Source organism: Clostridium sp. BIOML-A1 (assembly GCF_009874105.1).
Classification (GTDB): Bacteria; Bacillota; Clostridia; order Lachnospirales; family Lachnospiraceae; genus Coprococcus.
On sequence record NZ_WWTL01000009.1, the window covers coordinates 95,874 to 110,127 of the forward strand.

At 42.1% G+C, this 14,254-nt stretch carries 11 protein-coding genes; all 11 read left to right on the forward strand.

Going from position 1 to position 14,254, the window contains the following annotated elements:
• The first annotated feature begins 68 nt into the window (after positions 1-68).
• The 11 genes from GT641_RS08840 to recO all read left to right on the forward strand — a co-directional run bounded on the left by GT641_RS08840 (position 69) and on the right by recO (position 14,204).
• Positions 69-1,133 (forward strand): spermidine/putrescine ABC transporter substrate-binding protein, encoded by a 1,065-nt coding sequence (locus tag GT641_RS08840; RefSeq protein ID WP_161117327.1) that lies wholly within the window; start codon positions 69-71, stop codon positions 1,131-1,133.
• Positions 1,134-1,184: 51 nt separating this feature from the next.
• On the forward strand, positions 1,185-2,663 hold the full coding sequence (locus GT641_RS08845) for an aldehyde dehydrogenase family protein (protein ID WP_161117328.1): 1,479 nt from the start codon (positions 1,185-1,187) through the stop codon (positions 2,661-2,663).
• A 334-nt stretch (positions 2,664-2,997) separates the two neighbouring features.
• Positions 2,998-4,350, forward strand: coding sequence for a putrescine aminotransferase (locus GT641_RS08850; protein WP_008402829.1), 1,353 nt, complete (start codon positions 2,998-3,000; stop codon positions 4,348-4,350).
• Between the two features lie 294 nt (positions 4,351-4,644).
• Positions 4,645-5,208, forward strand: coding sequence for a rhomboid family intramembrane serine protease (locus GT641_RS08855; protein WP_117807660.1), 564 nt, complete (start codon positions 4,645-4,647; stop codon positions 5,206-5,208).
• Between the two features lie 33 nt (positions 5,209-5,241).
• Complete coding sequence (locus GT641_RS08860; RefSeq protein WP_243143729.1) at positions 5,242-6,507, forward strand: glycerate kinase; 1,266 nt, start codon at positions 5,242-5,244, stop codon at positions 6,505-6,507.
• 107 nt (positions 6,508-6,614) lie between these two features.
• Entirely contained in the window at positions 6,615-7,319 is a 705-nt protein-coding gene (locus tag GT641_RS08865; RefSeq protein WP_008402833.1) for a response regulator transcription factor, read from the forward strand.
• The gene (locus tag GT641_RS08870; protein WP_161117329.1) at positions 7,297-8,853 is read left to right on the forward strand and encodes a HAMP domain-containing sensor histidine kinase; all 1,557 of its coding nucleotides are present in this window, start codon (positions 7,297-7,299) and stop codon (positions 8,851-8,853) included. Before GT641_RS08865 ends, GT641_RS08870 begins: the two co-directional genes overlap by 23 nt.
• 223 nt (positions 8,854-9,076) lie before the next feature.
• Entirely contained in the window at positions 9,077-9,493 is a 417-nt protein-coding gene (locus tag GT641_RS08875) for a cytidine deaminase (RefSeq protein WP_161117330.1), read from the forward strand.
• 13 nt (positions 9,494-9,506) lie between these two features.
• The gene (locus tag GT641_RS08880; RefSeq protein WP_161117331.1) at positions 9,507-12,437 is read left to right on the forward strand and encodes an insulinase family protein; all 2,931 of its coding nucleotides are present in this window, start codon (positions 9,507-9,509) and stop codon (positions 12,435-12,437) included.
• Positions 12,438-12,558: 121 nt separating this feature from the next.
• The gene (gene era / locus GT641_RS08885) at positions 12,559-13,464 is read left to right on the forward strand and encodes a GTPase Era (RefSeq protein WP_008402838.1); all 906 of its coding nucleotides are present in this window, start codon (positions 12,559-12,561) and stop codon (positions 13,462-13,464) included.
• Positions 13,461-14,204, forward strand: coding sequence for a DNA repair protein RecO (gene recO, locus GT641_RS08890; protein ID WP_161117332.1), 744 nt, complete (start codon positions 13,461-13,463; stop codon positions 14,202-14,204). The genes era and recO overlap by 4 nt, the downstream gene beginning before the upstream one ends.
• The last annotated feature ends 50 nt before the right edge of the window (positions 14,205-14,254 follow it).

A 14,254-nucleotide genomic window follows, 5' to 3' on the forward strand; every position in this document is an offset into this window, starting at 1 on the left:
AGAATGAAACAGTAAACAATTTATAGAAGTAACCGAACAAGGTTCAAGAGTAGAAGGGAGACATAATTATGAAGAAAAACAGAAAAAGAGCAGTAAGTATTGCATTATCACTTGTTCTTGCAATGACAGCAGTAAATATCACAGGCTGTGGTAAGAAAGCAGACAGTACAAACGGAGAGTTAAACCTGTTCATCTGGACAGAGTATGTACCGGATGAAGTAATTAAGGATTTTGAAAAAGAATATGGAATTAAAGTAAATGTATCAACATTCTCATCCAATGAGGATATGCTTGCAAAGGTAAAATCAGAGGATGAAGGAACTTATGATATCGTACAGCCGAGTGACTATATGGTAGAATCCATGATCGCTCAGGGAATGCTTGAGAAGTTGGATCAGGATGCACTTACCAATCTGTCAAATATTGGTAGTCAGTATCTGGATCCTACATATGATCCGGGCAATGTCTACTCCGTTCCTTATCAGGGTGGTGTGGCAGCGATCGCAGTCAACACCGACAAGGTATCAACAGATATTAAGGGATATGCAGATCTCTTTGATCCTTCATTAAAAGGGCAGATCGTAGCACTGGATGACTACAGAGCAGTTATCGGTATGACGGAGAGAAGCATGGGACTCAGCATGAATGAAACAGATACAGCAAAGCTTGCCGAGGTTGAAACGAAGCTTCTGACATTAAAGGATAATATCGCAGTATATGACAGTGACAGTCCAAAGTCATCTCTGATCAGCGGAGATTGTAATATTGGTTACTGCTGGTCTGCTGAAGTAGCGCTTGCTATGGATGAGAACCCATCGATCAAGATTGTATTCCCTGAAGAGGGCGCATATAAATTCATTGATAACTGGGCAATCGCAAAGGGTGCCAAGAACTATGATAATGCAATGAAATTCATCAACTATATGTGTGATCCGGATGTTGCTACAAAGGTTATGGCGGAATACCCATATCTGAATGCGAATGCAACTGCAGTGGAGGCAAATGAAGATTACAGGGACAATGAAGCAAAGAATGTACCGGCTGAGGTATTTGAAAAAGGTGAATTTGTTGGAAATCTTGATACAGATACATTGACTGTTTACAACGATATGTGGAACAAATTAAAGCAGTAATACAAAACGGCAAAAGGCAGACAAAAAAGTTGATCAGGAGGAGTAAGATATATGGAACCAAAAAAGATGTATATTGATGGTGAGTGGGTAACAGGAAGTATGGAAAAGCCGTTTGACGTTATCAATCCGGCGACCGGAGAAGTGCTCGCGCAGGTCTATGAAAGCAGTGTAGAAGATACCAGACGTGCGATCGCTGCGGCAAAGAAATCATTTTACCAGACAAGAGAGTGGCGTGATATGGATTCCCAGACCAGAAGTGATATGATTCTAAAGATCGCAGATCTGATCGACAAATATGCCGATGAACTGGCAATGCTGGATACTCTGGATAATGGTAAGCCTCTTCGTGAAGCAGAAGGAGATATCAGTGATGGTATTCATTGCTTCCGTTATTACGCAGGCCTTTGCAAGACTCCGCATGGTGGTGTATATGAGGTAAATGATGGATTTGGTAAGATGCATTCATATGAGACCAGAGAGCCGGTCGGTGTCTGTGCGCAGATCACTCCATGGAATTATCCGTTTCTGATGTCTGTCTGGAAACTGGCTCCTGCACTTGCAGCAGGAAACAGTATCGTGTTTAAACCAAGTCCAAAGGCTCCGCTTTCAACAATCCGGTTATTCGAGATCTTTGAAGAAGCAGGACTTCCGAAGGGCTGCGTCAATCTGTTACAGGGTGATGCTGAGATCGGAACGGAAATGGGCGAGAATACCGATGTTGATATGATCACATTTACTGGAAGTACCAGAGTCGGTCAGAGTCTGATGAAAGCAGCCGCTACAAATGTGAAGAAGATCGGACTGGAGCTTGGTGGTAAATCACCAAATGTCATTTTCGCAGATGCAGATCTGGATGGCGCTGTAGAGTGGGCAATGATCGGTATTTTCTTCAATCAGGGCGAGGTATGTTCCGCAGGATCCAGAATCATCATAGAAGAAAGCATCCATGATGAGTTTGTTGCCAGATTAAAGAAAAAGGCGGAAGCCATGACGATCGGCAATCCGGTGAACAATCCGGATATCGGACCAGTCATTACGGAAAAGGATATGGAGAAAGTTCTGTCTTACATAAAGAGCGGTATTGAGGAAGGCGCAACACTTGTAACAGGTGGTGAGCGCTATACAGAAGGAGAATGTGCAAAGGGCTACTTTGTACGTCCAACGATCTTTGATAATTGTACTTCGGATATGAAGATTGTCCGTGAGGAGATCTTTGGTCCCGTTGTCAGCATCCAGACCTTTAAGACAGAGGAAGAAGCGATTGCGATGGCAAATGATACTGTATATGGTCTTGCCGGAGCTGTATTTACTTCCGATATAACCAGAGCACATCGTGTGATCAGTGAGCTTCGCGCAGGTATCACATGGATCAACTGCTACAACCCAACCTTCAATGAAGCACCTTGGGGCGGCTATAAGATGAGCGGTATTGGCAGAGAGCTTGGCGTTCATGGTATCGAGGAATATCAGGAGGTTAAGCAGATCAATATCAATCTGAACCCGGGTATTGTAGGCTGGTATGAACACTAGATAAAGCAGACCGTTCACTTTCTGAAAAATGAAGGTGGGCGGTTTTTTAATGCGTTTCAAATACCGAATGATTTGGCGAATAACAGAAATAGGGTAGAAAATGATACTTCGATAGAGGTATGACGATGAAATTACAAGTCAGTTATATGAGCTAAATATACTTATATTTAATTATATATAATAGATAAATGGTAGATAAATGGTATAAATTAGTAATTGAAAAAGAGCATGAGATACGATAATATACAGACATAGAAGCAAAGGAGCTTGTGAACAGGTCACAGGCTCCTTTTTTTCAGTTTAAAGATGAATATATTTTAAGGAGGATTTTAATATGAGTTATGAACAGGTAAGTAAGGATTTGGAAAAGGTAATAGGTTATATCCATTCAGATGAATTAACAGACGATGAAAAGAAATTAATGACAGAACAGACATTAGATTATTTTGATAATTATGTAAGCCCGGGCTGGTTAAAATACAGAAAGTCAGTATCTACCAACTCAGCAGTGCTTGAGTGGAAAGATCATGACGGCGTATGTGATGGCTTATATGGTGAAGAATTCATTGACTGTCTTGGTGGTTTCGGTATTTATACATGTGGTCATAGAAATCCGGAGATCCTTGATACCGTAAAGGCACAGCTTGATCATCAGGCGCTTCATTCACAGGAGCTGTTGGATCCGCTTCGTGGATATCTTGCGAAGGCAGTTGCAGATATCACACCGGGTGATCTTCAGTATTGTTTCTTTACAAATGGTGGTGCAGAGGCAGTCGAAATGGCATTGAAGCTTGCCAGAATCGCAACAGGCGGAAGATGGTATATCTCAACCGTTGGTGCATTCCATGGTAAATCAATGGGTGCAATCTCAATGGGTGGTAAGAATACATACAGAGTTCCATATACACCTATGGTACAGCAGGTACAGCATGTAGAATATGGTAATGCAGAGGATGCAAGAAAGGCAATCCGTAACCTGATCGCTGTTGGTGAAAAGGTTGCAGCCATGATCGTTGAACCAATTCAGGGCGAGGCTGGTGTTATCGTTCCACCGGAAGGATATCTGACAGAGTTAAGACAGATCTGTGATGAGTATGGTGTAGCGTTGATCTTTGATGAGATCCAGACAGGTATGGGTCGTACCGGTACAATGTGGAGATGCGAAGCAGAAGGCGTAACACCGGATATCATGACATTCGGTAAAGCATTTGGTGGTGGTATTATGCCAATCACAGGTATTATCTGTAAGCCATCCATGTGGGTACAGCAGTTGATCGACAACCCATGGTTACTTGGTTCTCCTACATTTGGTGGTAACCCTGTATGTTGTTCGGCAGCGATCGCAACGATCAAATACATGATTGATAATGATATTCCAGGACAGTGTGCAAGCAAAGGTAAGATCTTAAAGGCAGGACTTGAAAGTCTGAAGGCAAAATATCCTGAGATCATCGATGATGTCAGAGGCGTAGGTCTGATGCTTGCGGTTGAGTTCGTTACATCTGATATCGGTTACAGCATCGCAAAGGGCTTGTTCTCAAGAGGTGTTATGACAGCCGGAACACTTGTAAACTCCAAGTGTATCCGTTTCGAGCCGACAGCGGTTATTACAGAGGAACAGATCGCAGCCGTTATCGAGCGTATGGATGCGGCACTTGCTGATACGAAGAAAGAATATAATCTGTAAATTCATCGGTATATCGTGATGGAAAATCATCTGACCATAGTATAGGCAATGATTTTTCGGATGCATAGAATGTGCGAAGTATATATAAGACTACCGTTTATTCGGATACAGATTTGATCGTCAGTTGAAACTGCTATGATCAGACTGCCGGATGGACGGTAGTTTTGTTTTATAGAAATATTTATCCTGTAAAGCAATTTTGTTCTGGGGTAAAAGAGTCGAAGCGGCTCTTTGTATTTATACATAAATAGGGTATAATAAAGCTATTCATTCTATATGGGGAGGTATATACAGATGAGAAAATTAAAGATCACATTTAACGCGCCGGTGACGCTGGGCTTTGTATTCATTTGTTTTGTTGTAACACTGCTTGGGGTACTGACCGGTGGCGGAAGTACCCGGTTATTATTTATGACATATCATTCATCGCTTACAAATCCACTCACATATCTGCGATTCTTTACACATGTATTCGGGCATGCAGGATGGAGTCATTTTATCGGAAATGCCTCCTATCTGTTATTGCTTGGACCGATGTTAGAAGAAAAATATGGTTCGAAAGAAATGTTGGAAGTGATCGGTGTAACAGCACTTGCGACCGGTATTGTGAATTACATCTTTTTCTGGAATGTAGCACTTTGTGGAGCGAGTGGTGTCGTATTTGCATTTATCGTGCTGGCGTCCTTTACCGGATTCCGAGCAGGCGAAATTCCGTTATCCTTTATTCTGGTTGCGATCATCTTTATCGGACAGCAGGTATATGAAGGTATCGCAGTACAGGACAATATCTCGAATATGGCACATATCGTTGGCGGTATTGTGGGTGCAGTTGTCGGATATAATCTGAACCGAAAATAAACGGTGTGATATTTGCAAGGGAGGACTTCTCAAATGAATCGAACATGTGAAATACATGACACCATATTGCAGGATGATCTGAAATTGAGAGAAAGACCGCTTAAGGTTCTGGCGGCTGTTGATTCTTTTAAGGGCAGTATGACATCTGTTCAGGCAGGCATGGCGGTCAAAAGAGGTCTGGAGAAAAATTATAAGAATTGTGAGATCGAAGTGGTTCCGGTTGCAGATGGCGGAGAGGGAACCATGGATGCGATCGCCTATGGAAAATCGAACATGAAACGTCATACAGTTAATGTAACAGGACCGCTTGGACAGGCCATAAAGGCTTCTTATATCAGTTATGATGAAGCAGGAGAAAAAGTAGCATTGATCGAGATGGCAGAGGCAGCAGGTCTTCCGCTTGTACCGGAGTCAGCCAGAAATCCGATGCATACAACTACATATGGAGTAGGCGAGATGATAAAGTATGCCATGCTGCATGGCTGCCGGAGCTTTATTATAGGAATTGGCGGAAGTGCAACAAATGATGCCGGGATCGGAATGCTGCAGGCACTTGGCTGCCATTTTCTTGACGAACATGGGAATGAAGTTTCCTATGGAGCGGAAGGACTTTCCAAAGTATGCGAGATTCACAAAGAGGATATGTTACCGGAGCTTTCAGCATGTTCATTTCAGATTGCCTGTGATGTTACAAATCCGCTGGTTGGAGAGAAAGGCTGCAGTCATATCTTTGCATCGCAAAAAGGAGCGGACGCTCAGATGGTAGAGAACATGGAGAAATCTATGGTGCGTTATGCAGATCTGGTGGAACAGCAGAGCTGGTCAGGCTGTAAGCAGGATAATATGGGCACAGATACAAAACCGGAGAACTGCCGGTCAGACTACGCTATAAATCGTATGACACCGGGAGCAGGTGCAGCAGGCGGTCTTGGATATGCATTTCTAATGTTCCTGCATGCAAGATTACGACCGGGAATTGATATAGTATTTGATGAGATCCGTTTAAAAGAAAGAATAAAAAATGTCGATCTGGTTATTACCGGAGAGGGCAGGATGGATGCACAGACGTTAATGGGAAAAACACCGGCGGGCGTAGCGAAACTTGCAAAAGCACAGCAGAAAAAAGTGGTTGCATTTGCAGGCTGCTTCGGGGAAGGCATCGAACAATGTATGGAGAGCGGCTTGTTTGATGCGTGTTATTCCATAACCGACGGACTGTCCGAAGAGGAACGAGGGAGAGCCATGCAGACAGAATGTGCCATGCAGAATATGGAACGAGCTGTGAGAGAGAAACTATAGCAAATAAGAAAGCCTGAATAGAGCAGTAAACTCTATTTGGGCTTTTTATGTAAGAACATTTAAAAGTCATATCACACTGTTAATATAGGCGTAAGGAGGTAAGAAATATGACATATCAGATACTGATGATTGAAGATGATGAACAGATCTGCGAAGTGGTGAAAGATTACTTTACCAGAGAAAGTGAAAATGAGATCGTGGTACGGACGGCACAGAACGGACAGGACGGGCTGGATTTATTTGAGACGGAACGGGTGGATCTTGTATTGTTAGACATCATGCTTCCGGGAATGGACGGCTTTGCGATCTGCCGGGAGATGCGCAGGACGAGCATGGTTCCGATCCTGTTTTTAACAGCCAGAAGTTCCGAACGGGATATCCTGCTTGGATATGATCTCGGCTGTGACGATTATATCATCAAACCATTTTCCCTTGTGACCTTATATGCGAAATGCAAGGCACTGATCAGACGATCAAAGGATATCAGCAGAACCGGAGAACTGGTCTGCGGCAGGATACATATGAAGCCGTCGGAGTACAGGGTTCTTGTGGATTCTCAGGAAATTGAACTTGCGCCGAAAGAGTTTGCATTGTTACGGATGCTGCTCGAGAACAAAAACAAAACTGTGGCAAGGGAACGACTGCTGATCGGGGTATGGGGCTATGATTATGATGGCAGTGATCGTTGCGTGGATAATCACATTCGAAAGATCCGAAAACATCTTGGAAGTGCAGGAAAGCAGATTAAAACAGTGATAGGAAATGGATATCAGATACGGGGTGATGACGATGAAAAAGAACAAAAACAATAAAAAAAGAAATGCCATATTGTCGGAGCGGCAGAAAAGAAAAAGACAAAAGGTAAGAAGAAAATGGATATGGATTTCATCTGGCATTATAGCAGTCAGCATAATGTTGTATCTGTTGGTGATCGGTTATTACAGAAATCAGGTCAATCTGGAATTAAAAGAATATTTTCAGGTGTCAACAAATAGTGTCAGTGCAAGTTTGGCTGAATGTCAGGAAGATATTGCAGGTATGACAGATATAGAGGAAGCCCGTAATAGAATACAGGAGATCTTTGCGGAGGAAAATACACCATATTTTTTGACAGCAGTTTACAGGCGGCATTTGGAAAGCTCAGATGCAGTAGACAATATAGAAGAAAAAGACGATGTAAATGTTGCAGATGAAAATCAAGAAACAGAAACTACGAAGCATACAGACGAAAATGATACAGAAAAATTAGAACAACAGGTACAGGATATAGAGGATGATATGGAGCAGATGCAGTCCGAAGTACAGATGTATTCACCGATTATGCCTTCTTTCCGGCAGGTGGTTCAAAATGCTGATGCAGGGGAATTTGCATGGAGTCTTCATGGCAGAGTAGATGATGCCAATCAGTATAGTAAGACGAGCAGGTATTTGTTGGATAAGATGGAGACCCTCGGAACATATCCGGAAGATACAACAGAGAGTATAAGTGGTTATCTGGGTGAAAACTATTATTTTAAAAGTCAATATATCGTTTTTGACAATGATATATACTATATCGTATCCGCTATGTATGCAGATCCATTTGGCTGGCATACAGAAGGCATCTGGTTATTTTATGGAGGGCTTGCAGTTGTATTTCTCATTATAATTGCAACGATCCTGACTGCGTTTATATCCTGTAGACGGACATTTTCACAGATGGAAGATGCAGAGAGAAAAGAAACGGTTATTACAGCACTTGCACATGATGTAAAAAGTCCATTGATGGCAATTTCCGGGTATGCAGAGAATCTGAAACAGTTAAACCAGACAGGAGAGTGCCGGCATTACATAGATGTTATTTTGGAAAATACATCTTACATGAATGAACTTTTATGTCAGTTAAGCGAGTATATCAAGCTTGGTAAAATGGAAGCGTTACAGACAGAGTCTGTAAGCATCGAACAGATATGGGAGCCGTTACAGGAACGGTATCAGAATCTTCTGGATGAAAAAGGTCTGGAGGTAAGAATGTCAGGAAACTGTACGGTAAAAGGTGATCCGCTGATGCTTTCCCATATGTTAGAGAATCTGTTTGTAAATGCAATTAAGTATTCACTGAAAGGAAGTGTGATCCGGCTGGTATTAAAGGAAGATCATCTGATCCTTAGCAATCCGATGGAACAGTCGATTGCAACCGATCCGGAGGAGTTATGGAAGCCATTTGTAAAGGGAGACGAAGCAAGAACCGGCAGAAGCGGAAGCGGAATCGGATTGAGCATCGTGCAGGAAATCATGCAGATATTCGGCTACCACGGAAGTTTAAAAACAGAAGACGGTGAATTTGAAGTAACAATTTATTTTTAAATAGAGAGTAGAAATTTTAAATAGTAGATTGACAGTGGTCTTACTATTATGTAACAAGCCTATCTGAATGGCTTGTGTAATAATAGGTAAGACCACTGTCAATCTGTTTTGTATAGTTTGCAGTTAGAATACGCCAGAATCGCATTGCAAACACATGGAAAATAGGCTATATTTATGGGTGGTACTGTTAGTTCCATGTAACAGGAAGTAAGAGGAAATTTGTATGAATGAAAACGAGATTTCAGAGATGATCGAGCTTGCGATGCAGGCAAGAACAAAGGCATATGCGCCATATTCGAATTTTCAGGTGGGAGCCTGTGTAAAGATGGAGAATGGAAGTTATTATACAGGATGCAACATAGAGAATGCTTCCTATGGGGCAACAAACTGTGCGGAACGGACGGCTGTTTTTAAGGCAGTCAGTGAAGGGTACAGAAAGCTGTCTGCGATCGCGATCGTTGGCGGACTAAAGAACGGAGAATGTGACTATACTTATCCATGTGGGATATGCAGACAGGTCATTGCCGAATTTGCCGAACAAGGCTGCGTGATCGTTGTAGCAAAGAACAAACAGGAATATCGGATGTATTCGGTAGAAGAGCTGCTTCCGGAGACATTTCATTTGAATAAAGAAGAATAAAGGAGACATCAGATTGAGAGACTTAAAAGAATTAACAGGGTATGACATCATAACAGAAGAAAAGATCCCTGAAGTAAATGGAACAGGTTATATCTTAAGCCACAAGAAGACAAAGGCCAGAGTGCTTGTAATTGCAAATGATGATGAGAACAAGGTGTTTAATATCGGATTCCGGACACCGCCGTATGATGATTCTGGTATTCCGCATATTCTGGAACATTCGGTATTATGCGGTTCCAGAAAATATCCGGTAAAAGACCCGTTTGTAGAACTGGCAAAGGGTTCATTAAATACTTTCTTAAATGCAATGACATATTCTGATAAGACGGTATATCCGATTGCAAGCTGTAACGAAAAGGATTTTGAAAATCTTATGGATGTCTATCTGGATGCGGTATTCTATCCGAATATTTATGAACATACAGAGATCATGCGTCAGGAAGGCTGGCATTATGAACTTGAAACTGTAGAAGGGGAACTGATCTATAATGGTGTTGTGTTTAATGAGATGAAGGGTGCATTTTCATCTCCGGAACAGCAGATGTATTCAAAGATTGAAAAACTTCTTCTTGCTGACACACCATACAAGAATGAATCCGGTGGTGATCCTGCAGCGATTCCAACATTAAGTCAGGAACGTTTTCTTGATTTTCACAGAAAGTATTATCATCCGTCAAACAGTTATATTTATCTGTATGGTGATCTTGATATGTATAAGGAATTGGACTATATCGATAAGGAGTATCTCTCGAGCTTTGATTATAGAGAGATTGATTCTACGATCGCTGTGCAGACAGCCTATGAACAGATGAAGGATGAGAGCTGCTTTTATTCGATCGCAGAAAATGAGAGCGAAGAAAAGCAGACATTTTTAACCTATAATATGGTAGTTGGCAGCAGCCTTGATAAGCAGCAGTCCGTTGCCATGAATATACTGGAATACGCAATCATGGACGCTCCGGGCGCACCATTGAAGAAAGCATTAGTAGATGCAGGGATCGGAGAGGATGTCTTTGTTTCCTTTGATGATGGGATCCGGCAGACAATCTTTTCAATCGTAGCAAGAAATGCAAATATGTCCGATAAGGAACGTTTTGTGTCTGTGATCAGGGATACACTGACCGATCTTTCCGGGCATGGAGAAGAAGGAAAGGCGATCGATCGGACTTCGATCGAGGCTGCGATCAATAATTTTGAGTTTAAACATAAGGAAGCAAACTTCGGCAGATTTCCGAAGGGGCTTATGATGGGTCTGGATGCATTTAATACATGGCTGTATGATGATGCATCTGCACTTGAAATGTTTAAGTTAAATGAAGTATATGATGAATTGAAAGAAAGTCTGAAAACCGGATATTTTGAAGAACTGATCTGGGAAAAGCTGGTTCAGAATACCTTTGGTATGATTTTTGTTATGAAGCCGAAGAAGGGGCTTGATAAGGAGAATGATGCAGCAGAGAAGCAGAAGCTTGCAGACTATAAGGCCTCTCTTACGGAAAATGAGCTTGAACAGGTTGTATCAGATACAAAGGAATTAAAATTATATCAGGAGACACCATCTCCGGCAGAGGATATGGAGAAGGTTCCGTTGCTTAGTATTTCTGATATCAGAAAAGAGATCCATCCGTTAAAGAACCGTGAGGACAGCATTTATGGTATGCCATTAATAAGTCATGATATCTTTACTAACGGAATTGGTTATCTGGAGTTTATATTTGATATCAATGATCTGGATGCAGAGTTTGTTCCATATGCAGAGCTGCTCACCAGCATTTTCAAATATGTGGATACAGAGCATTACACATATAGTGAACTGTCCAATCAGATCAATTTCCATACCGGTGGTATCGGATTTTCTACAGGAGCCATGTATAAGGATGGCGGAAAGGATCATCTTTCATTCTTCTCCGTTAAGACAAAGGCCATGTATGACAAGCTTGGAGAAGGCCTAAAGCTGATCGAGGAGATCCTGTTCACATCGAAGCTTTCGGATAAGAAGAGATTGAAAGAGATTATATCGGAAGAAAAAGCCGGACTTAAGACTGATCTGATATCCTCAGGGCATATCACATCTGCAACACGCGCGATGTCTTATATCTCAGATGTGATGGCATTTAAGGATATGACAGAGGGAATCGGATATTATGATTTCTTACAGGAGCTGGATCAGAATTTTGAGCAGAATGCAGATGCGATCATTGAGAAACTGCAGACAACGCTTGCCGAGATCCTCAGAAAAGGAGCGGTAACAATCTCTTATACCGGTGACAATGATATTAAGGAAATATTGGGTGCAGATATTGAGGCATTTGCAAGAAAGCTGTCGACCAGACCTGCCTTTGCAGAAAAACGTGTGATGGAAAAAGCTGTTAAGAACGAAGCCTTTAAGACAGCAAGCCAGGTACAGTATGCGGCTCTCGCAGGAAATTATAAAGAAAAAGGATTTGAATATACCGGAGCACTGGAAGTCCTTCAGGTGATCTTCTCCTATGGATATCTCTGGGAGAATATCCGTGTAAAGGGTGGGGCATATGGAGCTATGTGTTCATTTGCCAGATCAGGAATGGGATATTTTACATCCTACAGAGATCCGAATCTGATGGAGACATATGATATCTATAAGAAGGCAGCAGACTATGTAGCAGGCTTTGATGCAAGCGACAGAGATATGACCAAATATTTGATTGGTGCGATCGCAAAGTTAGATTCTCCAATGACACCATCAGCAGAAGGAGCATTCAGCCAGACCTGTTACTTTGCAGGTATTACAGATGAGCAGCTTCAGAAAGAACGTGATCAGGTGCTTACTGCAAATGTAGAAACGATTCGTTCACTGGCACCTGTGATCCGGGCGATCACAGATGGCGGGGTTATCTGTGCGATCGGTGGGGAAGATAAGATCGAACAGAATCGGGCAAAGTTTAAAGAAGTAAAAGATCTATAGTTTTTACAGAAGTAACGAAAGAAGATATAAGTATATAGATTTGTAAATAGTTCTCCGGCAGGTTACAGAATTCTGTGCCGAATGGAGAACATGAATACATACAGAGTATGGAAGGAGAAGTATGAACGATACATACAAATCAGGATTTGTTGCGATCATAGGAAGACCAAATGTAGGTAAATCCACACTGATGAATCAGTTGATCGGACAGAAGATCGCGATAACGAGCAGTAAGGCGCAGACAACAAGAAACCGTATTCAGACCGTGTATACCTCGGATGAAGGACAGATTGTTTTCCTCGATACACCTGGAATCAACAGGGCCAAGAACAAGCTTGGTGAATATATGTTAAAGGTGGCAGAGGGAACATTAAATGAAGTAGATGTCGTTATGTGGATCGTTGAAGCAACGACATTTATCGGAGCAGGAGAACGGTATATCATTGAACAGTTAGAACGTGTTAAGACCCCGATCATCATTGTGGTAAATAAGATCGATGCGGTAAGTGAAGAAGAAGTATTCAAGGCGATCTCGACCTATAAGGATGCCTGCAGTCATGCGGAGATCGTTCCGGTATCGGCATTAAAGGGAAAGAACAAAGATGAACTGATAAAGACGCTGTTCAAATACCTTCCATACGGACCACAGTTCTATGATGAAGACACGATCACCGATCAGCCGGAGCGACAGATCGTATCCGAATTGATCCGGGAGCAGGCTTTAAGACTTCTGGATAAAGAGATTCCACACGGAATCGCGGTTGTTATTGATTCGATGAAGGAACGTCCGAACGGACGGCTTATGGATATAGATGCAACAATCATCTGTGAGCGGGATTCCCATAAGGGTATTATTATTGGAAAACAGGGCGCAATGCTGAAAAAGATCGGCAGCAATGCAAGGTATGGCATTGAACAGCTATTAGATACACATGTGAATCTGAAGCTTTGGGTAAAGGTGAAGAAGGATTGGCGGGATACCGATACCCTTCTTCGAAATTATGGTTATAAGATGGATGAATCATGAAGGATGAGATAGTATTAAACGGAATCGTGCTTTCCTCCGGCCTTCAGGGAGAATATGACAGACGGCTTGTTATACTGACCAGAGAGCAGGGGAAGGTCACAGCATTTGCAAAGGGAGTCCGACGACCAAGCAGCCAGTTGATCTCAAAGACGCAGCTGTTTGTCATGGGAGCATTTACTGTATATCCGGGAAGAAATGCATATACACTTATCAACGTAGATGCAAAGGAATATTTTCATGAACTGACCTTTGATATGAACAAATACTGTTACGGATCTTACTTTTGTGAGATGATGTCATATTTTACAAGAGAAGGTGACCGGTCGGCAGATTATCTGAATCTGCTGTTTGTCAGCCTGAATGCATTAAAAAAAGGACTACTGCCGGTGAAACTGATCCGTTGTGTATATGAACTGAAGATCATGGATATCTTTGGACAGGGCCTGCAGAGCTTTCACTGCCCGATCTGTGGAAGCGACAGGCTGACACGGATATTTGATCCCTTGTCCGGTGGAATCCTGTGTGAGAACTGCCGGAGCAAGGCTAAGAAAAGTATCCATATATCAGAGGACGCCAGATATGTGCTTCAGTATATTAATGGAGCAACGCTTGGAAATCTGTATAATTTCACGGTTTCAGACAGCGTGCTGGAAGAACTTATGATGATCACAAAGGAATTTCTGGCGGTATATGTAGACCGAAAATTCAATTCTGTAGAAATAATTGAATCCCTGTCTTGAAAAAAACAGGGAGAGAAGGTACAATAACGTACAAATATAAAGATGAAATA

Bases quoted from the DNA above. Each gene is read 5' to 3' on its own strand.
- GT641_RS08870 (WP_161117329.1), top strand. From the start codon at position 7,297: ATGAAAAAGAACAAAAACAATAAAAAAAGAAATGCCATATTGTCGGAG.
- GT641_RS08865 (WP_008402833.1), top strand. From the start codon at position 6,615: ATGACATATCAGATACTGATGATTGAAGATGATGAACAGATCTGCGAA.
- era (WP_008402838.1), top strand. From the start codon at position 12,559: ATGAACGATACATACAAATCAGGATTTGTTGCGATCATAGGAAGACCA.
- GT641_RS08875 (WP_161117330.1), top strand. From the start codon at position 9,077: ATGAATGAAAACGAGATTTCAGAGATGATCGAGCTTGCGATGCAGGCA.
- GT641_RS08840 (WP_161117327.1), top strand. From the start codon at position 69: ATGAAGAAAAACAGAAAAAGAGCAGTAAGTATTGCATTATCACTTGTT.
- GT641_RS08855 (WP_117807660.1), top strand. From the start codon at position 4,645: ATGAGAAAATTAAAGATCACATTTAACGCGCCGGTGACGCTGGGCTTT.
- recO (WP_161117332.1), top strand. From the start codon at position 13,461: ATGAAGGATGAGATAGTATTAAACGGAATCGTGCTTTCCTCCGGCCTT.
- GT641_RS08860 (WP_243143729.1), top strand. From the start codon at position 5,242: ATGAATCGAACATGTGAAATACATGACACCATATTGCAGGATGATCTG.
- GT641_RS08845 (WP_161117328.1), top strand. From the start codon at position 1,185: ATGGAACCAAAAAAGATGTATATTGATGGTGAGTGGGTAACAGGAAGT.
- GT641_RS08850 (WP_008402829.1), top strand. From the start codon at position 2,998: ATGAGTTATGAACAGGTAAGTAAGGATTTGGAAAAGGTAATAGGTTAT.